The sequence below is a fragment of the Vibrio sp. STUT-A11 genome (assembly GCF_026000435.1).
Lineage (GTDB): Bacteria > Pseudomonadota > Gammaproteobacteria > Enterobacterales > Vibrionaceae > Vibrio.
In genome coordinates this window covers 3252777-3275108 of sequence record NZ_AP026763.1, presented here as the reverse complement: position 1 = coordinate 3275108, position 22332 = coordinate 3252777, and the positions used below count along the sequence as shown (strand labels likewise).

22 protein-coding genes are annotated in these 22332 nt (G+C 46.3%); 11 read left to right on the top strand and 11 right to left on the bottom strand.

What is annotated here, in order from left to right:
* The first annotated feature begins 126 nt into the window (after positions 1-126).
* Both OO774_RS15250 and OO774_RS15245 read left to right on the top strand, forming a co-directional pair.
* Positions 127-1503 carry a GntP family permease gene (locus tag OO774_RS15250; RefSeq protein ID WP_264903443.1) on the top strand — a complete coding sequence of 459 codons (1377 nt, stop codon included), beginning with the start codon at positions 127-129 and terminating at the stop codon, positions 1501-1503.
* A gap of 9 nt (positions 1504-1512) precedes the next feature.
* The gene (locus OO774_RS15245; protein ID WP_264903442.1) at positions 1513-2127 is read left to right on the top strand and encodes a bifunctional 4-hydroxy-2-oxoglutarate aldolase/2-dehydro-3-deoxy-phosphogluconate aldolase; all 615 of its coding nucleotides are present in this window, start codon (positions 1513-1515) and stop codon (positions 2125-2127) included.
* Positions 2128-2231: 104 nt separating this feature from the next.
* Here the strand turns inward: OO774_RS15245 and OO774_RS15240 are convergent, their stop codons facing one another.
* Genes OO774_RS15240 through OO774_RS15215 form a run of 6 tightly spaced genes read right to left on the bottom strand, consistent with a single transcriptional unit; the run spans position 2232 to position 6904 of the window.
* Positions 2232-3071, bottom strand: a complete 840-nt coding sequence (locus OO774_RS15240) for a heme ABC transporter ATP-binding protein (protein ID WP_264903441.1) — start codon at positions 3069-3071, stop codon at positions 2232-2234.
* On the bottom strand, positions 3071-4111 hold the full coding sequence (locus tag OO774_RS15235; protein ID WP_264903440.1) for an iron ABC transporter permease: 1041 nt from the start codon (positions 4109-4111) through the stop codon (positions 3071-3073). The genes OO774_RS15240 and OO774_RS15235 overlap by 1 nt, the downstream gene beginning before the upstream one ends.
* 39 nt (positions 4112-4150) lie before the next feature.
* A complete protein-coding gene (locus OO774_RS15230; protein WP_264903439.1) occupies positions 4151-5005 on the bottom strand; it encodes an ABC transporter substrate-binding protein in 855 nt (284 codons plus the stop codon).
* Entirely contained in the window at positions 5005-5424 is a 420-nt protein-coding gene (locus OO774_RS15225; protein WP_264906120.1) for a biopolymer transporter ExbD, read from the bottom strand. The genes OO774_RS15230 and OO774_RS15225 overlap by 1 nt, the downstream gene beginning before the upstream one ends.
* A complete protein-coding gene (locus tag OO774_RS15220; RefSeq protein WP_264903438.1) occupies positions 5424-6107 on the bottom strand; it encodes a MotA/TolQ/ExbB proton channel family protein in 684 nt (227 codons plus the stop codon). The genes OO774_RS15225 and OO774_RS15220 overlap by 1 nt, the downstream gene beginning before the upstream one ends.
* Positions 6108-6115: 8 nt before the next feature.
* Entirely contained in the window at positions 6116-6904 is a 789-nt protein-coding gene (locus OO774_RS15215; protein WP_264903437.1) for an energy transducer TonB, read from the bottom strand.
* A gap of 384 nt (positions 6905-7288) precedes the next feature.
* On the opposite strand from OO774_RS15215, the gene hutX reads away from it, so the two are divergent.
* The 3 genes from hutX (at position 7289) to OO774_RS15200 (ending at position 10656) form a co-directional block, all read left to right on the top strand.
* Positions 7289-7810 (top strand): heme utilization cystosolic carrier protein HutX, encoded by a 522-nt coding sequence (hutX, locus tag OO774_RS15210; RefSeq protein ID WP_264903436.1) that lies wholly within the window; start codon positions 7289-7291, stop codon positions 7808-7810.
* Positions 7807-8367 carry a heme utilization protein HutZ gene (hutZ, locus tag OO774_RS15205; protein ID WP_264903435.1) on the top strand — a complete coding sequence of 187 codons (561 nt, stop codon included), beginning with the start codon at positions 7807-7809 and terminating at the stop codon, positions 8365-8367. The genes hutX and hutZ overlap by 4 nt, the downstream gene beginning before the upstream one ends.
* A gap of 195 nt (positions 8368-8562) precedes the next feature.
* The gene (locus OO774_RS15200) at positions 8563-10656 is read left to right on the top strand and encodes a TonB-dependent hemoglobin/transferrin/lactoferrin family receptor (protein ID WP_264903434.1); all 2094 of its coding nucleotides are present in this window, start codon (positions 8563-8565) and stop codon (positions 10654-10656) included.
* Between the two features lie 100 nt (positions 10657-10756).
* Here OO774_RS15200 and gorA read toward each other — a convergent pair whose 3' ends face one another.
* Positions 10757-12112 (bottom strand): glutathione-disulfide reductase, encoded by a 1356-nt coding sequence (gene gorA, locus OO774_RS15195; RefSeq protein ID WP_264903433.1) that lies wholly within the window; start codon positions 12110-12112, stop codon positions 10757-10759.
* A 269-nt stretch (positions 12113-12381) separates the two neighbouring features.
* Positions 12382-13221, bottom strand: a complete 840-nt coding sequence (locus OO774_RS15190; RefSeq protein ID WP_264903432.1) for a 23S rRNA (adenine(2030)-N(6))-methyltransferase RlmJ — start codon at positions 13219-13221, stop codon at positions 12382-12384.
* A 396-nt stretch (positions 13222-13617) separates the two neighbouring features.
* On the opposite strand from OO774_RS15190, the gene prlC reads away from it, so the two are divergent.
* Positions 13618-15660, top strand: a complete 2043-nt coding sequence (gene prlC, locus OO774_RS15185) for an oligopeptidase A (RefSeq protein ID WP_264903431.1) — start codon at positions 13618-13620, stop codon at positions 15658-15660.
* Positions 15661-15885: 225 nt separating this feature from the next.
* On the opposite strand, the gene asnC is transcribed toward prlC, so the two are convergent.
* Complete coding sequence (gene asnC / locus OO774_RS15180; RefSeq protein ID WP_264903430.1) at positions 15886-16350, bottom strand: transcriptional regulator AsnC; 465 nt, start codon at positions 16348-16350, stop codon at positions 15886-15888.
* A 122-nt stretch (positions 16351-16472) separates the two neighbouring features.
* Here asnC and OO774_RS15175 point away from each other — a divergent pair, with 122 nt between their 5' ends.
* Together OO774_RS15175 and OO774_RS15170 are read left to right on the top strand one after the other, a co-directional pair.
* Positions 16473-17252, top strand: a complete 780-nt coding sequence (locus OO774_RS15175) for a class I SAM-dependent methyltransferase (RefSeq protein ID WP_264903429.1) — start codon at positions 16473-16475, stop codon at positions 17250-17252.
* 183 nt (positions 17253-17435) lie between these two features.
* A complete protein-coding gene (locus OO774_RS15170; protein ID WP_264903428.1) occupies positions 17436-18008 on the top strand; it encodes a hypothetical protein in 573 nt (190 codons plus the stop codon).
* Positions 18009-18283: 275 nt separating this feature from the next.
* Here OO774_RS15170 and OO774_RS15165 read toward each other — a convergent pair whose 3' ends face one another.
* Positions 18284-19162, bottom strand: a complete 879-nt coding sequence (locus OO774_RS15165) for a carboxylate/amino acid/amine transporter (RefSeq protein WP_264903427.1) — start codon at positions 19160-19162, stop codon at positions 18284-18286.
* Between the two features lie 64 nt (positions 19163-19226).
* Positions 19227-19652, bottom strand: coding sequence for a universal stress protein UspA (gene uspA, locus OO774_RS15160; protein ID WP_264903426.1), 426 nt, complete (start codon positions 19650-19652; stop codon positions 19227-19229).
* A gap of 281 nt (positions 19653-19933) precedes the next feature.
* On the opposite strand from uspA, the gene ftnA reads away from it, so the two are divergent.
* The 3 genes from ftnA (at position 19934) to OO774_RS15145 (ending at position 22225) form a co-directional block, all read left to right on the top strand.
* Entirely contained in the window at positions 19934-20461 is a 528-nt protein-coding gene (gene ftnA / locus OO774_RS15155; protein WP_264903425.1) for a non-heme ferritin, read from the top strand.
* Between the two features lie 91 nt (positions 20462-20552).
* Entirely contained in the window at positions 20553-20876 is a 324-nt protein-coding gene (uspB, locus tag OO774_RS15150) for a universal stress protein UspB (RefSeq protein ID WP_264903424.1), read from the top strand.
* Between the two features lie 155 nt (positions 20877-21031).
* Positions 21032-22225: an NAD(P)/FAD-dependent oxidoreductase gene (locus OO774_RS15145; RefSeq protein WP_264903423.1), complete on the top strand. Its 1194-nt coding sequence runs from the start codon at positions 21032-21034 to the stop codon at positions 22223-22225.
* Positions 22226-22332: the final 107 nt, after the last annotated feature.

Below are 22332 nucleotides of genomic sequence, written 5' to 3'. Positions count from 1 at the left end.
GTGATCTCAATTTTTGAATTCACTTGAAAATATGGGTTTATCTTATTCATGTTATCGGTAACATGTTACCGGTAACTTAAATAAATGTGAACCAAAACACAAACTATAATTCTTAAAGGTGAACCTATGGAGCAGCTAGCCCAAGCCCCAGATCCTACATACTTATTAACGATTGCAGGCCTTGCTATTGCAGCGTTACTCGTTCTAATCATTAAATTAAAAGTCCATGCTTTTGCGTCCCTGACTATGGTGAGTTTGGGTACGGCAATCGCAACGGGCGTATCGACTGACAAGGTCGTACCTACCATGATGAGTGGCTTCGGAGGCACGTTAGCTTCGGTTGCTTTATTGGTTGGTCTTGGTGCGATGATCGGCAAAATTTTAGAAGTGACTGGCGGTGCGAAAGTGCTGGCCGATACTTTGATTGGCCGCTTTGGTAAAGAGCGTGCACCACTGGCACTCGGTGTGGCATCGTTGATGTTCGGCTTCCCCATCTTTTTCGATGCGGGTTTGGTGGTAATGATGCCCATTATCCTGAGCGTTGCGGCTCGGTTTGGTGGCTCACCACTTAAATACGCGTTGCCCGCTGCAGGTGCATTTGCCGTAATGCATGCGTTTGTTCCTCCGCACCCAGGACCTGTAGCCGCTGCGGATTTCCTTGGTGCAAATATTGGCCTGCTGCTGATGGTTGGTATTCTGGTTGCGATTCCGACTTGGTATCTTGGCGCTTACTTATTTGGTATTTATGCTGGTAAGAAGTTTGAGATCCCACTTTCTAAAGCATTCTTTGACAGTGATGCGTTCGCGGACGACAGCAAAGCGCCAAAGTTTTCGACAGTAATGACGCTGCTTATTCTGCCTGTCTTACTTATCTGTTTGGACACGGTTCTTAACACGTTAGCCGTTGCTGGTGTTATAGATGGCAACTCTTCGCTGGTTTCGTTCCTGCGTATGCTAGGTAAAACCCCAGTAGCCCTGCTGATCACGCTGGTGGTATGTCTTGCTGTATTTGCTAAAGATTACGGTATGGCGAAACTGGAAAAGCTGTGTGGCGAGTCACTGGCACCGATTTGTGGCGTTATTCTGGTCACAGGCGCAGGCGGTATGTTTGGCGGTGTATTGCGTTCAAGTGGCATTGGTGATGCACTGGCGGGGGTATTAACCAATACTGGCATGCCCGTTATTGTTGCAGCATTTGTTATCTCAACCTGTCTGCGCGTTGCCCAAGGCTCTGCAACTGTGGCGCTGACGACTACTGCTGCACTTATCTCGCCTGTTGTGGCTGCGTCTACTGGTTTGAGCGAGCTTGATCTATGCTTTATCGTGATTGCGATTGCTGGTGGTGCGACAGTGCTTTCACACTTCAACGATTCTGGTTTCTGGTTGGTTTCTCGCTTGCTGGAGATGGATGAAAAAACCACATTAAAAACTTGGACGGTAATGGAAACACTACTTGGCGGTATTGCGTTTATTATCGTAGCAACATTAAGCTTTATTCTTTAGAGGTTACCCATGACAACACTTGAACAACGATTAAAAGAAATCAAAATCGTCCCGGTTATTGCGATCAACGATGTCGCACAGGCACTGCCACTGGCTAAAGTACTGGTAGAGAACGGTCTGCCATGCGCCGAAGTGACTTTCCGTACAGAAGCGGCAGCGGAATCAATTCGTACTATGCGTGAAGCGTACCCAGACTTGTTGATTGGCGCAGGTACCGTTTTGACGACTGAGCAGGTTGATCTTGCTATTGATGCGGGTGCGGACTTCATTGTTAGCCCGGGCTTTAACCCAACTACCGTGAAATACTGTCAGCAGCGTAATATCGCGATTGTCCCGGGTGTGAATAACCCAAGCTTGGTTGAGCAGGCGATGGAAATGGGTCTGCGCACTCTGAAGTTTTTCCCGGCAGAACCATCGGGTGGCGTGAACATGCTAAAGGCACTGACTGCGGTTTACCCAGTGAACTTTATGCCAACGGGTGGTGTTAGCCCTGCTAACGTAGAAGATTACCTTGCACTTAAGTCGGTTATCGCTTGTGGCGGTACCTGGATGGTACCAACAAAACTGATGGATGATGGCGACTGGGAAGGTCTTGCTGAATTGGTTCGTGCCGTTAAAGCATAAGTGAACTTTGTTCTACCACTTATTTAGTGGTGTATCGGAAATATGAAAAGGGCCTTGAATGGCCCTTTTACTTTGAAGTGGTTATTACTACTATCTAGGCTTACCTAGCAGGCGATAACAACCGGATGACCGTAAGTTGGATGCGCAATGATATCCACTTTGTGATGGTACACCGCTGCAATGATCTCAGGTTTGAGTGCCTTGCTTGGAATATCGTCGGCGGCGATCTTTCCCTGGTTAAGAATGACAATTCTATCCGCATATTGTGAAGCTAAGTTGAGATCATGCAGTACTGCCACAACTGTCGCCCCTTCATTGGCTAGCTTTCGAGCCAGCGTTAGGGTGGTGTGCTGGTGATGAATATCTAACGCCGACGTTGGTTCATCAAGCAACAGAATTTTATTATCCCCACTTTGCTCTAGTTGAGTCAGCACCCGAGCCAAATGTACGCGTTGTTTTTCTCCGCCAGATAAGGTCGGGTAGGAGCGTGAACCTAGGTGCTCTACATCCGTCACACGCATATGATTGCTCACCACATCTGCCAATTGTCGGTTAGACATGGTTAAGCCAATACCGCCAAGTTCAATCACTTCTTTGGCCATAAAGTTGAATGACAGAGAGCTGCTTTGCGGTAATACCCCCAGATGTTTTGCAAGTAATGGTGCAGGCCACTGTGCTCTGTCTTGACCAAAGATTCGAAATTCACCTTTTGCGCTAATCTCGCCTGTCAAAGCGTTGAGCAGGGTACTTTTGCCGGTGCCATTCGGGCCAAGGAGTACGGTGAACTCACCTCGGTTTAACGTGAGGTCAATGTCATCAAGTATCTTCTTATCACCCAGTGTGACAGACAAGTTGCCTATTTCTATTGTCTTATGGCCTGAGTATTGAATCGGCTCATTATTGTCTGTTGCTGATGAAAAACTAAAACCTAGACGAGACAGCATTAGATCCTCCCCTTTTGTTTGATGAGTAGCCAGACAAAGAAGGGTGCACCAAGTAGAGCGGTGACAATACCCACTGGCATATCTAAAGGAGCCACAACCGTTCTCGCCAACATATCAGAAATCAGCAACAGCAGAGCACCAAGAAATAGCGTCACAGGCAACAGAGAGCGATAGTTTGGCCCGATCATCATCCGTGCTAAGTGAGGAACGATAAGTCCTATAAAGCCAATCATCCCGCTTAATGCGACCGTCACACCCACACCAAATGCCGCCATAACAATTAAGCGGCGCTTTAGAGCTTGTACATTAATGCCCATATGACGTGCTTCGGCTTCACCTAATAACATCGCATTAAGCTTATCAGCGTCTCGGTAGTAGGCGATAAATAGAATGATGAGCGTTGCAAAGGCAAGCCATAAGCCTTTTTGATTTGCTCCTGCCAGCGAGCCCATTGTCCACAGAGACAGGTCTCTTAGTGCCTGGTCGTCAGCATAGTAGTTCAGTAGACCCAAAGCCGCGCCCGCTAAAGCTGAAATGGCGACACCAGAAAGTAGCATCATAGTCACCGAGGTACCGTTCCTGCCAGTACCTAAACGGTAAACCGCGAAGGTTGTTAGGGCACCACCAATACAAGCAAACATAGGTACGGTACCGAACAGTAGTAAGTTTGGATAGTGGCTGGCGAGGTCACCAAAGGCCACAATTGCAAGCGCAGCGCCCAGAGCTGCACCTGAAGATACCCCGATAATGCCTGGATCGGCTAACGGGTTGCGGAATAAGCCCTGCATCACCGCGCCACTAATGGCTAAAATGCCCCCGACCGCGATGGCCAATAAGGTACGAGGTAAACGTACCTGTTGAATGATCATGGTGACATGATTAGGGAGATCGTGATTTCCCAACGGCAGAAGAGACATCAAACTGTCAGATAAACTGATGTTCATGGCTCCGGTACTGATCGAAGCAACGGTCGCGAAATAGAGTGCAACCGCAGCTAGACTACATAATGTTTTGGCTGAAACCATTCTTGAATCTGTCATGACTTTTTTATCGATGGCTATTTATATTAAAAGGCTGGCTTATTCGAATTTAAGGAACGTGTCATACAGTTTGTCCGTGAGTTCGATGCTCTCAAGGCCAAAACCGCCTATGATTGCGCTACTGCTAACGGGGATAATTCTGTCTTTACCCGCCACAGGTGTCGCTGCTAGCAACGGGAATTCTTGTAAAATACCTTCCTGGCCACCCAGCGTCTCCCAGGCACGGTCGCTGACCAATAAGAAATCAGGCTGCATTTTGACGATAGCTTCAGGCGTTAAGGGTTTGTAAGAGCTCATTTCCGATTTTGCTGGGTTTTGCGCGCCAGCTAAATTGATGATCACATCAATGGTGGTTTTGTCACCGGCTATGGTGGCGGGTCTGCCTTTTGTCAGCATGGCAAACAGCACCTTTGGTGAATGGCTTAATTCGCGTGATTTAATGTTGTTTAGTTGCTCATCAATCGATGCTTTGAGCGATTTGGCCTTGTCTTGAGTTCCGGTTATTTGGGCGATTTTGTCGATACGGCTAAACAGATCTTTTTCCGTATCGCCCGACGGCACGGTTTCTACTTTAATACCGCCACTTTTTAACAGCGTTAAGGTATTTTCAGGGCCCATTTCATTAGAGCCAATGAGATGGGTCGGCTCCAGAGCCATCAAACCCTCAGCAGAGAGCTGGCGGTGATAACCTACTTGAGGAAGTGCTTCATCACGGTTGTATTTACGACTCGTGACGTCTACAGCAACGAGCTGATCTTTTGCGCCTAAAGCGATGAGCAATTCTGTAATGCTGGAACCAGCGCTGATAATCCGATTATTGGCGTAGGTCTCTGGTTGAGCTTGAGTTGTGGCGGTCGACAAAATTAGGCTAAGTGCCAAAATGAGCTTTTTCATTATTGTTCTTCCATAACGATATTGGTGGCTGAAATTTGATGTTTTTGCATGAATGCGAAAAGGTTGAGCATGGATTCCACATCGGCTTTTTTATCTGCAGCAATAACAAAAGGTTTATCTGGAAAGCGAGTGCGAGTTTTGAGCAACGCTGTGGTGAAAGCGTCCCAGTCACTAAACTTCTCTCCGTCTAATGCCCATTTTTCTTCTTCATTATGCAAAATGCCGATAGAAATAACTGGCTTATCAGGTGAGCTAAGCTGACTCGCTTGTTCGGTTTTTGGGATATCCACGTTTAGAGTCTGCACACTGACATTGGCGGTCAGTAACAGAAACACCATAACGATAAAGATGATGTCGATCATCGGGGTGAGATCGGGCTTGAATTCTTCGTCGAGAAAACGAGATTGCGACTGGATCATCACAACACCTCTTCTGTGGTGGCAGTGGGTAGAACTTGTTTACCCGAGAAAGGATCAACCACAATGCCTTCGATATGGAGGTTACTATGATTTAGCGTGTACTCAATTTTCGCTAATGTCTTTTCCACCCACATTCCAAGTAATTGAGCGCCCATGATAGCGGGTAAAGCAATGATCAAACCTGCCGCTGTGGTTGTCATCGCAAGGCCCAGGCCATCCGCTAGGGTTGCTGGAGAAATGACTGCAGTGGCATCGGTCATGCCGCTAAACATTTCCATTAGTCCAAGCACCGTACCTAGTAAGCCAATCAGCGGGCTAATCACGCCTATCATCGACAGTAAGCGAATACCCGAACGAAACTGCTGACGTTTTTTAAATAGCCAAATGCCAACCGCTTCTTCTCGTAGAGGTTTAGTAAAATGACGATGGCCGAGAAGCATACGCATGGACTGAAAAATCAGTTGGCGACCTTGTAATTGATTTTGAATAAAGTCGTCCACCTCTTGCGGACGGGAAAAATCCAGTTTGTGAATGCTTTTGAGAATAGCTGTCGTGTGCGTACGGCTGTTCAGCAGCATGTATATCGTCCGCTCTATTAAAATAACGACAGTGAGGAATGACATAGTGATAAGTGGCCATGTCATGATGCCGAGTTGGCTGTGGATATGAGTTAATGTTTGCATGATAGCGACTACTGTAGTTGGAAATTAATAGGAATTTGTACACGGTGAGCAATGGCTTGCCCTTGAGCTACTTGCTGTGAAAAACGCCATTCTTTAATCGTACTTAGCGCTTGTTGATCCAGCACCTTATGCCCGCTCGATTCGAGCAGCACCTGTTTCACCTGATTGCCTTTTTCGTCCAGCCACACCTCAACAAGCACTTTCCCTTGCAAGCCTCGTTTTCTCGCTATTCTTGGGTAAGTCACAGGTGTTGGTTTCGCACTAAATTTAGGCTTCTTAACCAACATTGGTTTGCTGTCTTGAGCACTGTTTTTGGCTGGTGTCTCGGTCCGAGGCTTTTCTAGGCTAGCTGGTTCAGTACTTATTTCTTTGACCTTAGGCTTTGTGGTCTTGGGTTCAGGTGTATTTGGTTTTACTGGCTTTTTAGGTTGGGCAACCTGCTTTTTCTCTGGCGGTTTCGGCAGTGGTTTTTTAGCAACAATTGGTTTGCTTGCCTCTTTAGGCGTGATGACTGGCTTGTGAATTGGCTCAGGCGTTAAGGGTTTTGTTTGTTCAGTCGCACTCGGCTTTTGTTCCTGTGGGGGAGTAACGGGCGTCGGCTCTTTGACGACTTTCTTGTCTATTGTTGGTTCTGCTACAGGTTTGGCGGCAGCCATTGTCATAAGCTGAATCCGTACCGATTGCGCGCCATCTTCAGTCGAAACATTGATGGTGTTTTGCTGTGGAGTAAACGACAACGCAATACCATGTAGAATGCATGTTATTAAGCCAGCGATAAGATAACGAAGCCTTGCCATTTTATACCCACTAATTATCAACACCGTAATCTTACAGTAATGAGGTTGTTAATGATATTGATTGTTATTTACATTATTGTTTTCGATCGTTATTATATCGAACAATTTCTTGATTGCAATTTTATCAATTGAGCATTCATCGCTGCTTTGAGCGATATTGATGGATACGCAGTAGTCAGATTGAGGTTTTTAATTCAGGCATCATCAAACGATAATTCAGTTGATTTTGACGGCCGAAGCTGAACAGTTTTGGGCAGTAAGCTTGGCAAACCTTGCCATCTGCCATCCAAAACCAAAGAAGACCAAAGTTATCCCATTCAAGGCGTCGTTAAGAGCGTTTGAATATTAAGAAGCTTGAACATTAAGAAGTAACCAGGAGTCATCATGTACACCACTTGTTCCGAAGTCGAAGTAAAACAAAAAGTAGCAGCCGCATTGGCGGAAGATGCTGGAACCCCTGTCTCTAGCATGTCTCAACAGCTAGGTTTGAATGAAGGTGCAATCACTTTTGCGTTACCTGAAAATATGGTTACTCGCGTTGCAGGCGAGCATGCCCAAGCTATTTTAGAGCAGCTTCCTGAGTGGGGGCCTGTTACCACTATTGTTCACTCTTTTGGCTCAATATTTGAAACTAAAGCTAAGTTCCCCAAAGGCAAAGAAGCACATGGTTACTATAACTTGATGGGCAGAGACGGTGAATTACATGGTCATTTACGCTTGGATCTAGTTGAACATATCGCATTTGTTAGCAAATCATTCCGAGGCACGGAAAGCCACTATATTGGCTTCTTTAATGCAGCTGGCGATTGTGTTTTTAAAGTGTACCTGGGAAGAGATAAGAAGCGTCAACTTTTCCCTCATCAAATAGAAGCGTTTACGCAAATCAAAAAGGAGTTTGCCGCGTGAAAGTAGAAAGTCAGCCACAAGAAAGTGCTCAACGAGAAGAAATTCGTCGCGAACGACTACAAGGGCGTTTAGAGCCTGAGGTTCGTGAATTTCGTGATTCGCGCAAAACGTTGCAGTTGGCAACCATTAATGAAGCGGGTATTCCGAACTCCACTTATGCCCCTTTCGCTTTTGATAGCAAAGCGTATTACATCCTAGTGAGTGATATCGCCGCTCATGGCAAGAATTTAAAAACCAATCGCAATGTTTCGATTCTAATGATCGAGGACGAAAGCGAATGTAAAAACATCTACGCACGTAAACGACTCACGTTTGATACGCGCGCGGAACTGGTAGCAAAACAAACCCAAGATTGGCAACAGGGCGTTGCAGCACTGCGAGCTCGCTTTGGCGAAATTATTGACAATTTAAGTCAGCTTGGCGACTTCAATCTTTACCGCTTGGTGCCTGACTCGGGCCGTTATGTAAAAGGGTTTGGGCAAGCCTATGTGATTACGGGCGATGACATGCTTGATTTTGTGCACTTAACAGAAGGGCATGTTAAAGCTGAAAAATAGCACATGAAGCAACTGTAAGCGCTAAATAACAAACGCTTAAGAAAGTAAAGTAACCAAAACCAGCTCAACTGATAACAATATATCCATAAGTTTGATGCTTTCAAAGCGGCTCGCATGCGAATGCCGCTTAGATTCTTGCGCTTCAAATTCGGGAAAACCATTGAGCATACTTAACATTTAGATACGGACAAATTAATGATTAAGCCAACTCCTCTTGCCATCGTTATTGGCACCTTACTATCAGCATCAGCCGTCGCTGAAGAGACTAGCTACTCACTTGATGAAGTGGTTGTGTCAGCAACACGCCTCAATACCCAGACGATAGATACTGCTGCATCGGTGACGGTTATTGATGAGGAAGAAATCGAAGAAAACATGGTCAAGGACATTGATGACCTGTTCAAATATACCCCTGGGGTGAACGTACAGAGTAACTCACGTCAAGGTGTACAAAGCATCAATATTCGCGGAATCGAAGGAAACCGCATTAAAGTGATAGTGGATGGGGTGGCTCAACCAAATCAATTTGAGTCTGGTGCTGAGTTTGTAAACTCATCACGTGTTGATGTTGATACCGATATGATCAAAGCGGTCGAAATTGTCAAAGGTGCAGCTTCTTCACTGCAAGGCTCTGACGCTATCGGCGGTATTGTGGCGTTTGAAACCAAAGACCCGGCAGATATCTTAAAAGGTCGTGATTTTGGTGGTTATGCCAAGCTTAATTATTCATCGTCGGACAAAACCTTCAGTGAATCTGTTGCGATAGCAAATAAAGTGGGTGATCTGGAATCTCTGGTTGCTTATACGCGTCGCGATGGTGAAGAGTTGGATAACTTCGGTCAACCGGATGAGCAAGACAGCAGTGCAAACAATCTATTGGTGAAACTACAATATCAACTCAACGCTGCTCACCGCATAGAATTCTCTGGTAACTATATTCGCAATAAAAATAACCTTTCACTCGATTATCTCACTAGCATGGTTCCGTATGAAAATGCATCTGGTAGTGATGAAACCGAACAATATCAACTAGGTATCAAGCATATCTGGGATGCGGAAACGTCATTCGCTGATCGAATTACTTGGCAACTAGATTGGATGAGTAAAGAAGAAACCGGTGTAACGGATCGAACAAGAGTCTCAAATGGCAACGTTCAGAAGAAAGATTACCTGTATTCTGACGAGGGGATTCAATTTGACGCTCAGTTCGATAAGTATTTTGTTACGGGCGGTGCAGAGCATAACTTAATTTATGGCGCTTCTTTCTCAGACAAAGACATTGCCAACACCAACAAAGAATTTAACTCAGTTGGTAGTGACCAAGTTATTTTCTACATTCCTGATGCGCAAGAAACGCGTTATGGCTTATTTGCTCAAGATGAAATCACGTTTGGCAAATGGATTGTCACGCCAGGGGTTCGCTTTGATTCATTTGACACCGATCCAGGTGATACCAGCGCCAACCCAAGCTTGAATGCGGCAAGTGAATACAAAGACTACTCTGATTCTGCTGTAACTGGACGATTAGGTACCGTTTATAAACTCAACGAGGAGAACCGCTTATTTGTTCAAATAAGCCAAGGCTTCCGTGCACCAGATTTCCAAGAGCTCTATTACTCTTACGGCAACCCGATGTACGGTTATGTGAACAAACCAAATCCAGATCTAGAAGCGGAAGAAAGTATTTCTTATGAAGGTGGCTGGCGTTACAACACAGACCTAGTCAGCAATGAAATCTCACTCTTCTACAGTGACTACGATAACTTTATTGATAACCAGTTGGTTTCTGGTAGCTTCATGACTGGTGATGCGGTTTATCAGTCGATCAACATTAACAAAGCCACTATCAAAGGTGTTGAGCTTGCAAACCAACTCTCTTGGGATGAGTTCATGCCTGTGGAAGGCTTTAGCTCACGTATCGCAGCGGCTTATACAGAAGGCGAAGATGGCGACGGTAACCCTCTTAACAGCGTAAGCCCTTGGAATACCGTTGTTGGGTTAAGCTATGATTCTATCAACCAGTGGGGTACGACGGTTAACCTAAGCTATACTGCGAAAAAATCACAGAGTGATATCGACGGTGATTACCAACCAATCGATGCTGCAACCGTGGTTGATATTACCGCTTACTACAAGCCAATTAAGGATCTGACGCTACGTGCGGGTATCTTCAACGTGACCGACGAAGAATACTACAACTGGAACGATGTTCGTGGGTTGTCTGCGGAAGATAAAGATCGATCTGAAGCTAAGCGTAACTTCTCTCTAACCGCCAAGTATGAATTTTAATCTTGTAAGCTTTATTCGTTAGCTATACCAACTAAAAATCCCCGAGTACTAATGCTGCTCGGGGATTTTTTATTACACTATCAATTGATTGCGTGTTGATTTATCTCATGGTAACAAACTCTTCCGAGCCAGTTGGGTGGATTGCCACTACTGAGTCGAAGTCTGCTTTGGTTGCGCCCATCTTCATTGCTACGCCGAAGCCCTGAATCATTTCGTCAACGGTGAAGCCGATGCCGTGCAGACCAACGACCGTTTCGTCTTCGCCAGCACATACCAGTTTCATCTTACATGGTTGACGGTGTTTTGTTACCGCGGTGTACATTGCCGTGAAACCTGATGTGTACACTTTCACGTTATCTTCGCCGTACTTCGCGATAGCTTCTGGTTCAGTCAGGCCGATGGTGCCAATTGGTGGGTGGCTGAATACGACAGTTGGAACTAAGTCGTAATCCATCTTCGCGTTTGGCTTGTTGTTGAACAGACGCTCAGAAAGCTGACGACCAGCTTTAACCGCTACTGGCGTTAGCTCAATACCACCTTCCATGATGTCACCGACACAGTAGATACCTTTCACGTTAGTTTCTTGGTATTCGTCTACTTTGATGTAGCCTTTGTCATTGGTTGCAACGCCTGTTGAAGCCAGATTGATGGCGTCTGTCGTTGGGTGACGGCCGATTGCCCAGATTAACTGGTCAACATTTTGGCTTTCACCATTTTCCAGGTGCAGAGTCAGAGTGCCATCTTCTTCTTTGACGATTTCTTTTGGTACAGAATGGGTGTGCAGTTTTGGACCTTCAGCGTCCATCACTTCAACCAACGTTTCGATGATCATTGGATCGAAGCTACGTAGTGGCGATTCTTTACGTACGAACAGGTGCGTTTCTGTACCTAGTGCGTGTAGTACGCCTGCGATTTCAACCGCGATGTAGCCAGCGCCAACAACCGCAACGCGTTTTGGTTGCTCAGCCAGGTCGAAGAAGCCGTTTGAATCGATGCCGTATTCTGCGCCCGGGATGTTTGGAATGGTTGGACGACCACCGACTGCGATCAGGATGTGATCGGCGGTGTAGTGTTCACCGTTTACTTCCACGGTTTTCTCGTCAATAAACTTAGCAAACCCTTTGATGACGTTTACTTTGTTGTTACCTAGAACGCGGTCGTAAGATTGGTGAATACGGCCAATGTACGCCTGACGACTCTCTACCAGTTTGCTCCAGTCGAAACCTTTCACGTCGACATCAAACCCGTAATCTTCCGCGTACAGGTTCATTGCTTCTGCGATTTGTGCGCCATGCCACATCACTTTCTTTGGTACACAACCTACGTTTACACAGGTGCCACCAAGGTCTTGTGCTTCAATCAGCGCTACTTTCGCGCCGTACATGGCTGCACGGTTTGCAGATGCGATGCCGCCACTGCCGCCACCGATACAGATATAGTCAAAATGAGTCGCCATTACTTTCTCCAAGAGCGTATGAATTTCTGGTTAACAAATACATTGGGGTGATGAGATGTTAACTCAATATCGCCGCAACATTTTGTTAAGAAGTCTGACTATGATAAATCGAATCCGACCAATTCCTAAATGGGAAAAAGCGACAATACTTATGACAAATAGCGATGAGAGACACAAAAAGTAGAATAAGTGCGGGTGAAGGGCGAAGCTGAGGGGACAAAAGCGCAACGATGGTTTCGTTGCGCTGAGAGAGTTATGAGCAGAGACGTTTACTCTGGCACAATCCAGTCGACTTTCCAGTGACCAGTCGCAGGCGCTATCGCTTCTTTTAGGAATGGCAGAATCTCTTTCATCTGACTTTCCAGTTTCCATGGTGGGTTAATCACGATCATGCCCGATGCGGTCATGCCGCGCTCATTGGTGTCAGGAGAGACGCCAAGTTCAATTTGCAGAATCTTACGAATCCCTAGCGCTTCTAAACCTTCGATCATGTCATCAATGTCGATGCGGTTAACCACCGGATACCAGATAGCGTAGATACCCGTCGCCCAACGCTTGTGACTCTGGTGAATAGCGCGCACTACATCACGATACTCTTTTGCTAGCTCGTATGGTGGGTCAATCAGCACCAAGCCACGACGTTCTTGCGGCGGTAAGCTCGCTTTTAGGCGCTGGAAGCCATCTTCTTTGTAGATGCTCACCTGACGATCGCGATGGAACTCTTGCTCTAAAAGAGGATGGTCAGCAGGGTGAAGTTCAGTTAAAACCATACGGTCTTGTGAGCGGATTTGGGCACGAGCCACACGAGGCGAGCCTGGGTAATAACGCAGGTTCTCACCATTGTTTAGTGCTTTGATCGAGTCGATGTAGCTTCTGATATCTGCAGGAATGTTCGGATTATCCCAAATGCGAGCGATGCCTTGTTTGTATTCGCCAGTTTTTTCCGACCACTCATGTGTCAGGTCGTAGCGGCCCACGCCCGAATGGGTATCGTGATAAACGAATGGTTTATCTTTCTGTTTTAGCGCATCAAGAATAAGGCTTTGAACAATGTGTTTGACCACGTCGGCATGGTTGCCTGCGTGGAAGCTGTGGCGGTAACTTAACAAATTAAACTCTCGAAACACTCTTTATCTGAGTGTGGTCTGTGATTTCAGATGCAATAAGTTTTTGCAATATTGAAGGTATTATACCCAACAACCTCGAAGATGCAGAATATCCGTTTGCTTTGTTTAATTATTAATCTCATCACTATTGAAATTTCTTTAAGTCACCCATACTTACTAAACATATTGAACCTAAGTGAGTGCCAGTACTCCAATAGAGTTAGCCTCATTTAGGCATAACTACGCTCAAGGACAGAGTTGCTCTCGCTGATCACCGTGGTCATCGCTGCATAGAGAAAGAGAACGGATATCTCTCCATCCATGTTGCTGGCTTGCCTGCGCCTTGAGTTGACCTATTTTATAGGTAGTCACAAAGCCAAAACACAAAAGGAATTATTCATGTCTAATCCACTTCTTACGTTTTCGGACCTGCCTCCGTTCTCGCAAATTAAACCAGAACACATTAAACCTGCGGTGGAGCAGGCGATAGCGGATTGCCGCGCTAAAGTTGAGGCGGTGTTAAAAGAAAGCACTCACCCAACTTGGGAAAGCATTATTGCGCCGATGGAAGAAACAGATGACCGCTTAAGCCGTATCTGGTCACCTGTCGGCCACATGAATTCAGTGGTAAACAGCGAAGCACTGCGTGAAGCGTACGAAAGTTGTCTGCCTATTCTGTCTGAATACGGCACTTGGGTAGGTCAACACAAAGGTTTGTATGAAGCATACAAAGCGATCAAAGCCAGTGACGAATTTGTAACGCTGACTCGCGCTCAACAGAAAACCATTACCGATGCACTACGTGATTTTGAACTATCCGGTATTGGTCTGCCATCGGACGAGCAGCACCGCTACGGTGAAATTAGCAAGCGCATGTCCGAGTTGAGCTCAAAATTCTCTAACAATGTGTTAGATGCGACCATGGGCTGGACCAAACATATTAGCGATGAAAAAGAATTAACCGGCATGCCGGAGTCTGCGCTGGCTGCAGCCAAAGCAGCGGCAGAAGCGAAAGAGCTGGAAGGCTACCTGATCACGCTGGATATTCCATCTTACCTGCCAGTGATGACTTACTGTGACAATCAGGAGCTACGCCGAGAAGTGTATGAAGCGTACGTGACTCGTGCGTCTGACCGTGGTCCAAATGCAGGGCAGTGGGATAATTCAGACATCATTTCGGAGCAGTTAAAACTGCGCTATGAAATTGCGCGTATGTTGGGCTTCAACACCTTTAGTGAGAAGTCGCTCGCAACCAAAATGGCAGAAACGCCAGAGCAGGTGTTAGGTTTCCTGAACGATCTGGCTACCCGAGCGAAGCCACAAGGTGAGCGTGAAGTGGAAGAGCTGCGTCAGTTCACTAAGAGCGAGTTTGGCGTTGAAGAGCTAAACGTGTGGGATATCGCATACTACAGCGAAAAGCAAAAACAGCATCTGTTCCAGATTTCTGATGAAGATCTGCGTCCTTACTTCCCAGAATCTAAGGTCGTAAGCGGTCTGTTTGAAGTGTTAAACCGTGTGTTTGGCATGAAAGTCGAAGAGCGCGAAGGTGTGGATACCTGGCACGAGTCGGTTCGATTCTTCGATATCTTCGATGAACAAGGCACACTGCGTGGCAGCTTCTACCTCGATCTTTACGCTCGTGAACACAAACGTGGCGGCGCCTGGATGGATGATTGCCGTGGTCGCCGTATTACGCTATCTGGCGAACTGCAAACGCCAGTCGCTTACCTGACCTGTAACTTCAACCGTCCGGTTGGCGATAAGCCTGCATTGTTCACTCACAATGAAGTGGTGACGTTATTCCACGAGTTCGGCCATGGTATTCACCACATGCTGACGCAAGTTGACACTGGTGCGGTATCTGGCATCAACGGTGTGCCTTGGGATGCGGTTGAGCTGCCAAGCCAGTTCCTGGAAAACTGGTGTTGGGAAGAAGAGGCACTGGCGTTCATTTCTGGTCATTACGAAACCGGTGAACCTCTGCCTAAAGAGATGTTAGAGAAGATGCTGGCGGCGAAGAACTTCCAATCGGCGATGGGCATCCTACGTCAACTAGAGTTTGGCCTGTTCGACTTCACTCTGCACACGGAATACGACCCTGAAGTGGGCGCGCGCGTGCTAGAAACCTTAGCGGAAGTGAAGCAGAAAGTTGCCGTGGTGCCTGCGGTAGAGTGGGCGCGTTTCTCACACGGTTTTGCGCACATCTTTGCTGGTGGTTACAGCGCGGGTTACTACAGCTACTTGTGGGCAGAAGTGCTTTCTTCAGATGCATTCTCACGCTTTGAAGAAGAAGGCATCTTTAACAAAGATACGGGCCAAAGCTTCCTGAATAACATCCTTGAGATGGGCGGCAGTGAAGAGCCGATGGAACTGTTCAAACGCTTCCGTGGCCGTGAGCCACAAATTGATGCTCTGCTGCGTCATTCAGGTATTGCCGCGTAAGCATTAATGCAATCTTCAGTTCAATGCCGTTCTCTTCACAGTGAACGGCATTTTTAAATAACCCCGTCATCCTGGACTGCGACGAAGGAGCGTGATTCAGGATCTACTTTCCGAGCACTTTGTTGCTAAAGCTTTTTCTAACACTTCTCAGTACACTTCTATTAGATTCTTAGTCTCGTTATGGCTCGCTGGAATGACGTAGGTAGAAAACTACATAATCCAGAACTATGGATTTACGTTGCGGTTAATCGGGTTTTGCAACGAGATTAACGTCTCGGTGGACTGAACTTCATCAATCGCCTGCAGCTTATCGATCAGGACAAATTGCAGCTCTTCAATCGACTTACACATCAGTTTGACGAAAATATTGTACGCCCCTGTGGTGTAGTAAGCCTCAACCACCTCATTGAGTGCGTTGAGCTTCTCAAGTGCAGAGTGATAGTCACGAGCCGCATTAAGGTTGATACCGATGAAACAACACACATCGTAGCCAAGCTTCTTGGTATTAACGATGACCTCGGTTCCTTCGATGATCTCCGCCGACTTCATTTTCTCAATCCGCACGTGAATTGTGGCTGGGCTGACATCGAACTGCTTGGCCATTTCCGCATAAGGCGTTCTGGCATCGGCCATCAGGGTTTTTAAAATTGCGCGATCGAGGTCATCGAGTTTCGGCATGCTCGTATTCATACGATTCGTTCCATGGTTTTTGTTATGGGTTTATTTTAACCAGCTTCGCAGTTACTGCAAGAATGCCAGTAGTGAGGTAAACTCAGCGCCAGTTACCGCGATTTTTTTATTGGAGCCTCCTTTTGCAACTGCAATTGATTTGTGAAGACCCGTCTCAACAGTCCCATCTTGATGAGCTTGCTGCTCGCTGGCAACTGTCCCATTCTGAACACAGTGACTTTGCTTTAGTACTGACTGCCGAGCGTTTGGAGCTGCGCAAAGTGGATGAGCCCAAGCTGGGGGCGATTTTTGTCGATTTGATTGGCGGAGCGGTTGGGCATCGTCGTAAATTTGGCGGCGGCAAAGGTCAGGCAATCGCAAAAGCGGCAGGCTTAAATAAAGGCGCAACACCAACGGTGCTGGATGGCACTGCAGGTTTGGGCCGAGATGCATTCGTACTGGCTTCTCTGGGCTGTCAGGTACAGATGGTTGAGCGTCACCCAGTGGTTGCCGCCTTACTGGACGATGGCTTAGCTCGTGCGAAACAAGATCCAGAAATCGGTGCCTGGGTCTCAGAGCGAATGTCATTGATTCACGCTTCAAGCCATGATGCGTTAAATCAATTAGCGCAAGATAGTGAGTTTGTGAAACCCGATGTGGTGTACCTTGACCCAATGTATCCACATCCGGAAAACAAAAAGAAATCCGCATTAGTGAAAAAAGAGATGCGCGTATTCCAGTCTCTGGTTGGCGCTGATTTGGATGCGGATGATTTGCTGGAACCGGCGATGGCACTGGCTACCAAGCGTGTTGTGGTCAAGCGTCCGGATTACGCCAACTGGTTGGATGACGAAAAACCGAGCATGGCGATAGAAACCAAAAAGAACCGCTTCGACGTTTATGTTAAAGCCTCAATGGCGTAACTTTCTGACTGCTAACTCTTTTACTCCATAGCGCGAATTTTCGCGCTGTGATCCCGCTTTTCTTTCGTAACAAAGAACGCTATTTTCCACTTGCTAATTCGGCATACTGACGGTATATCTAAGTAAGAATTATTATTATTTCATGCGTCGATGAAATAATAATTAGCTATTTGGAGTCGTCGTATGGCTAAACGCTTATGTAAAATGAATCGCAAACAGATCGCAACCAATCTGGGTGATATCCACCGTTTAGTGGTAGCGCCAAAATTTGTCTGTCGCTCGTGCGCGCGTTCTTCCGCTTCTAAAAATACCTTGTGCAAGCCCGCGGCTATTCCGCCGCAAGCATGCCAAGATAAGCCACTTCACGAGCAGCAAGCTTGTGGGCTGTTGGCTGAAGCGCTTCCAGCAGAGCCTATTGCGGTGACGCCAAAGCAAAGCGCAGAAAAAGCGGCGATCGTTAAACGTGTGGTGGAAAGAGTAAAAGAGAAAAAGCTGGCTGCTCAAGTGACACCGCCCGTTGCTATCAAAGCTCCAGACCTGTTTGACTTAGCCGACAAAAAATCGCTCAAGAAAGCCAAGAAGACGCTGAAGAAGCATTACAAGCAACAGAAGAAGCTGCTTAAATTGGCCAAGAAGCAGCAAAAACTGCTCAAACGTCAGCAAAAGTTGCAAAAGCGCAATGCCAAATTGGAAGTACTGTTGCCAACGCCATTAACGGCTGTGATGAGTGAAAGCCAACAAGCTAAAGTGCATTAATCGAATGAAAAAACGCTCTCCATTCGGAGTAATGCAAATCGCTTAACGATTTTATCTGTGTCATTCCAGCGAGCTCAAGCGAGACTAGGAATCTAATAGCAGCGCGCAGAGCTTTTAATGAAATTATTTCGGCCATAAAGTGCTCGGAAATTAGATCCTGAATCACACTCCTTCGTCGTTGTTCAGGATGACTGGAGACTTAAACATGCCGTTAGCTGCTAAACGAACGGCATTTCTCCATTCGGAGAGCGTTTTTATTGTCGTTATCAAGGGAATTACTTATTCGCGTAGCTCATCTCGACGCGTTTTTTCACCCAGGTCTCGTTTACCCACAGTGAGAACATGATAATAGCGCCGCCAATAGCCAGGCGAGTGATGTCAACGTCGCGGTTCCAAATCACAATGTTGACAATCAAACCAGCCGGAACCAGCGCATTATTCATTACAGCAAGTGCGCCCGCATTCACCAGAGTTGCACCTTTATTCCAGGCGAAATACCCAAACCCCGATGCAATCAAACCAAGATAAGTCAAAATGCCCCACTGGGTCGCGGTGGTTGGCAGTTTGTCGATATTCCCCATCAGCGCGAAGGCAACCGTTGCCACACACAGTGCACCCAGGTAGAAGTAACCAAATACGGTATGTTGAGGCAGGTCGACAGGCTCGTTTTCCATGATGTATTTGTAACCCACCTGACCGATGGCAAAGCACAGGTTCGCGCCTTGGACGACCAAAAAGCCGAGCAGGAAATTTTCGTTGATGCCTGCAAACTTAATCCAAGCAGCTCCCACAACCGCAATCAACGCCGTGACTAAATACCAAGGCGAAAAGCGACCTTTGAGTAGGTCGTAAATCAACGTGACGTAAATCGGGGTGAATACCGTGAAGAGCAGGACTTCGGGAACAGAAAGGAGTAGGAAAGACTGATAGTAGAAGCAGTACATCAAACCGAGCTGGAAGCCGCCGACAATCATCAATTTGGCGATCAGCGATTTAGGCACGCCACGGAATTTCAGAAACGGAATAAATACGATGCTGGCGAGCGCCACACGCATAAATACCGAGAACCAAGAATCAACCTGACCGGCGAGATAGACGCCGATCAGGCTAAATGAAAATGCCCAGAGCAGGGTGACTGCAGATAGATAAGCCATAGATGAGAACTTTTATCAATAACAAATATGCTTGCAGTCTAACCAAGTTTTATCAAAGCGCCAATCAGTCTTTTAGCGGTACGACCAGCATATCGACAGGTGAGCGGTTAATCAGCTGGCGTGTCGCAGACAGAATCTTACTCCAGAAATCCTGATGATGACCGCAAACCACCAAATCAATGTTGAAGTCCTGAATGGTGTCGCACAGCTCATTACTTAAATCACCACTGCCGACTAACGTATGGGTGATAGGATACTCAGCGTATTCCGAAAAGTTGGCTAATTGAGTGCGCGAGGCTTCCATGGCTTGGTGTTGTGCTTCCGCCATGTTGATATCGATAAGCCCGGTGTAGAGCTCGGCGTAATTCACATCGATGTGAATGAAAGAGACTTTCGCATCCAGAGGTTTAGCCAGAGATACGGCTTTCTTAATCAACACTTTACTGTCGTCTGACAGGTCTACTGCCACAAGTATGTGTTTGTAACTCATATTGCTATCTCCTTGTAAGGTCATATACCCAAGTAACCTCGAACTGACCCCAGCACTTAGGCTTTGACTTCTGCATCTTGAAGTCACTTGGGTATAGTTTCAGATTAGCACTAACCCCCAATAAATTTTGCTAAAGTGATCTCATATCAATAGTGTATACCCAAATAACCTTGAGATGCTTGGTTCTGCATCCTGAAGTTATTTAGGTATACCTCACAAAGTCTTAATGTGTTAATCATGTTATAGTTATATGAAATGCAGGAATATAAACAGGAGCTAACATGCTGTCTCAAACTATGGTCGATCAATTGAATGATCAAATTAACCTAGAATTTTTCTCATCCAATCTATACTTACAAATGAGTGCTTGGTGTGAAGACAAAGGTTTTGAAGGCGCTGCTGAATTTCTACGTAAGCACGCAGTAGAAGAGATGGAGCACATGCAACGCCTTTTCACCTATGTAAGTGAAACTGGCGCATTGCCAATTCTAGGCGCGATCGATGCACCAAAGCATGACTTTGCTAGCCTAGGTGATGTTTTCCGTGAGACGTACGAACACGAACAAATGATCACTGAGAGAATCAACAAGCTGGCACACGGTGCTTTTACAAGCCAAGACTACTCAACATTTAACTTCCTACAGTGGTACGTGGCTGAACAGCACGAAGAAGAGAAGTTGTTTAAAGGGATCTTAGATAAGATCGAACTTGTTGGTGAAGATGGTAAGGCATTGTTCTTCATCGATAAAGATCTAGCACAAATGGCGAAAGAAGGTTCATCTTCAATCATGGATGCTCCAGCTGCATAAAGCGTTCCCCAGCGCGATAAGTAGCGATTAAAAGACAAAGCAGTGATCGTCTTTTTCTCTTGAGCATTGTTGAAGATGTAGGGAGGAAAAGATGATCAGTGGAGACACAATCTTATTTGCGCTAATGGTAGTCACCGGAGTCAATATGGTCCGGTATCTGACTGCTCTTCGTTCTTTAATTCACATCATGCGTGAAGCCCATCCGTTGTTATATCAACAAGTGGATGGCAATGGGTTTTTCACTACTCATGGAAATGTCACTAAACAAGTGCGTTTGTTTCACTACATCAAGAGTAAAGAGTACCATCATCACCATGATGAGATATTTACGGGTAAGTGTGAGCGTGTACGAGAGCTGTTCGTCCTTTCAACTGCGTTACTTGGCGTCACGTTGCTCGCGGCTTTTATTCTATAAGTTGGATAAACAAAGCCCTTCGTTCGGTGCTTGGAATTTAAGCGCTTTTCCCGGAAAACATTTCTCGGTAGAATGTCGCCCGAACAAAGCAAGGATGTGCACTGAGCACATCCTTTTTTATTGTTTTGGATTTTTATAGAGCCTAAGAGTTACCGATGAGTAAGAAATTTGATGTTGTAGTAATTGGCGCTGGCGCTGCGGGTTTGATGTGTGCTGCAGAAGCTGGTAAGCGAGGCCGCAGTGTATTAGTGCTCGACCACGCGAAAAAGCCTGGGCGTAAAATTCTTATTTCTGGCGGTGGCCGCTGTAACTTCACCAACTATGACGTGTCGGCCAATAACTACTTATGCCAAAACCCTCATTTCGTAAAATCGGCACTATCTCAGTACACCAACTGGGATTTCATTGCGATGGTCAGCAAATACGGTATCGAGTTTGAAGAACGTGACCATGGCCAACTGTTCTGTGTGGATGCATTCACCGCCAAAGACATCGTAAAAATGTTACTCGCGGAGTGCGATATGCCGAATATTCAGCAACGTTACCAATGTGATGTCCACTCCATCGAGAAAACCGACGTAGGCTTTCGTCTGCATGCAGGTACAGAAGTGGTTGAGTGTGAATCATTGGTCATCGCGACCGGTGGTCTATCGATGCCAAAACTTGGCGCGACGCCGTTTGGTTATAAAGTTGCCGAACAATTTGGTCTTCCAGTCATCTCAACCATGGCAGGCTTAGTGCCATTTACGCTGCACAAAGAAGACAAAGAAGATTTTTCCGATTTGTCTGGCATTGCTGTGCCAGCAGAAATCACGGCTGAAGACGGCACTATGTTCAAAGAAGCGCTGCTTTTCACTCACCGAGGCTTGTCTGGACCTTCTGTTTTGCAGATCTCTTCATTTTGGCGAGCGGGGCAAAAGGTTTCGATCAATCTGATACCGAATGATGATGTTGCCGTTCTGCTGGAACGCAGTCGCGAGAAACACCCAAATCAATCGCTGAAAAATACGCTGGCGAAAGTCTTGCCAAAACGCTTGGTGGAAGTGTTGATCGAACGTAAAGAGTTAACCGACAAGCCACTGAAGCAATTTAACCCGAAAGAGCTGGCTGACATTGTCGCGCGTTTAGAAAACTGGAATGTTGCGCCCAACGGTACAGAAGGTTACCGCACGGCGGAAGTGACACTAGGTGGCGTGGATACCGACCATCTCTCTTCTAAAACGATGGAGTGCAAAAATATCAAAGGCTTGTACTTTATCGGCGAAGTGATGGACGTGACGGGTTGGTTAGGCGGCTACAACTTCCAGTGGTGTTGGTCGAGCGGCTTTGTCGCTGGTCAGTGGGTGTGAGTTTTTATACTTACCTATATTTATCGATACCATTGCTGAACACTGAATAAAGCAACTTATTCAGTGTTCATGCTCGTTGTTTCAATTAGATATTTATGCTTCTGACT

Excerpts from the sequence above, each read along its gene's own strand:
- asnC (WP_264903430.1), bottom strand. The coding sequence starts at position 16,350 with ATGAATACGAGCATGCCGAAACTCGATGACCTCGATCGCGCAATTTTA.
- prlC (WP_264903431.1), top strand. The coding sequence starts at position 13,618 with ATGTCTAATCCACTTCTTACGTTTTCGGACCTGCCTCCGTTCTCGCAA.
- OO774_RS15220 (WP_264903438.1), bottom strand. The coding sequence starts at position 6,107 with ATGCAAACATTAACTCATATCCACAGCCAACTCGGCATCATGACATGG.
- OO774_RS15245 (WP_264903442.1), top strand. The coding sequence starts at position 1,513 with ATGACAACACTTGAACAACGATTAAAAGAAATCAAAATCGTCCCGGTT.
- OO774_RS15145 (WP_264903423.1), top strand. The coding sequence starts at position 21,032 with ATGAGTAAGAAATTTGATGTTGTAGTAATTGGCGCTGGCGCTGCGGGT.
- uspA (WP_264903426.1), bottom strand. The coding sequence starts at position 19,652 with ATGAGTTACAAACACATACTTGTGGCAGTAGACCTGTCAGACGACAGT.
- OO774_RS15170 (WP_264903428.1), top strand. The coding sequence starts at position 17,436 with ATGGCTAAACGCTTATGTAAAATGAATCGCAAACAGATCGCAACCAAT.
- OO774_RS15230 (WP_264903439.1), bottom strand. The coding sequence starts at position 5,005 with ATGAAAAAGCTCATTTTGGCACTTAGCCTAATTTTGTCGACCGCCACA.
- ftnA (WP_264903425.1), top strand. The coding sequence starts at position 19,934 with ATGCTGTCTCAAACTATGGTCGATCAATTGAATGATCAAATTAACCTA.
- OO774_RS15235 (WP_264903440.1), bottom strand. The coding sequence starts at position 4,111 with ATGACAGATTCAAGAATGGTTTCAGCCAAAACATTATGTAGTCTAGCT.
- OO774_RS15240 (WP_264903441.1), bottom strand. The coding sequence starts at position 3,071 with ATGCTGTCTCGTCTAGGTTTTAGTTTTTCATCAGCAACAGACAATAAT.
- OO774_RS15165 (WP_264903427.1), bottom strand. The coding sequence starts at position 19,162 with ATGGCTTATCTATCTGCAGTCACCCTGCTCTGGGCATTTTCATTTAGC.
- OO774_RS15200 (WP_264903434.1), top strand. The coding sequence starts at position 8,563 with ATGATTAAGCCAACTCCTCTTGCCATCGTTATTGGCACCTTACTATCA.
- gorA (WP_264903433.1), bottom strand. The coding sequence starts at position 12,112 with ATGGCGACTCATTTTGACTATATCTGTATCGGTGGCGGCAGTGGCGGC.
- OO774_RS15215 (WP_264903437.1), bottom strand. The coding sequence starts at position 6,904 with ATGGCAAGGCTTCGTTATCTTATCGCTGGCTTAATAACATGCATTCTA.
- OO774_RS15250 (WP_264903443.1), top strand. The coding sequence starts at position 127 with ATGGAGCAGCTAGCCCAAGCCCCAGATCCTACATACTTATTAACGATT.
- OO774_RS15225 (WP_264906120.1), bottom strand. The coding sequence starts at position 5,424 with ATGATCCAGTCGCAATCTCGTTTTCTCGACGAAGAATTCAAGCCCGAT.
- hutX (WP_264903436.1), top strand. The coding sequence starts at position 7,289 with ATGTACACCACTTGTTCCGAAGTCGAAGTAAAACAAAAAGTAGCAGCC.
- uspB (WP_264903424.1), top strand. The coding sequence starts at position 20,553 with ATGATCAGTGGAGACACAATCTTATTTGCGCTAATGGTAGTCACCGGA.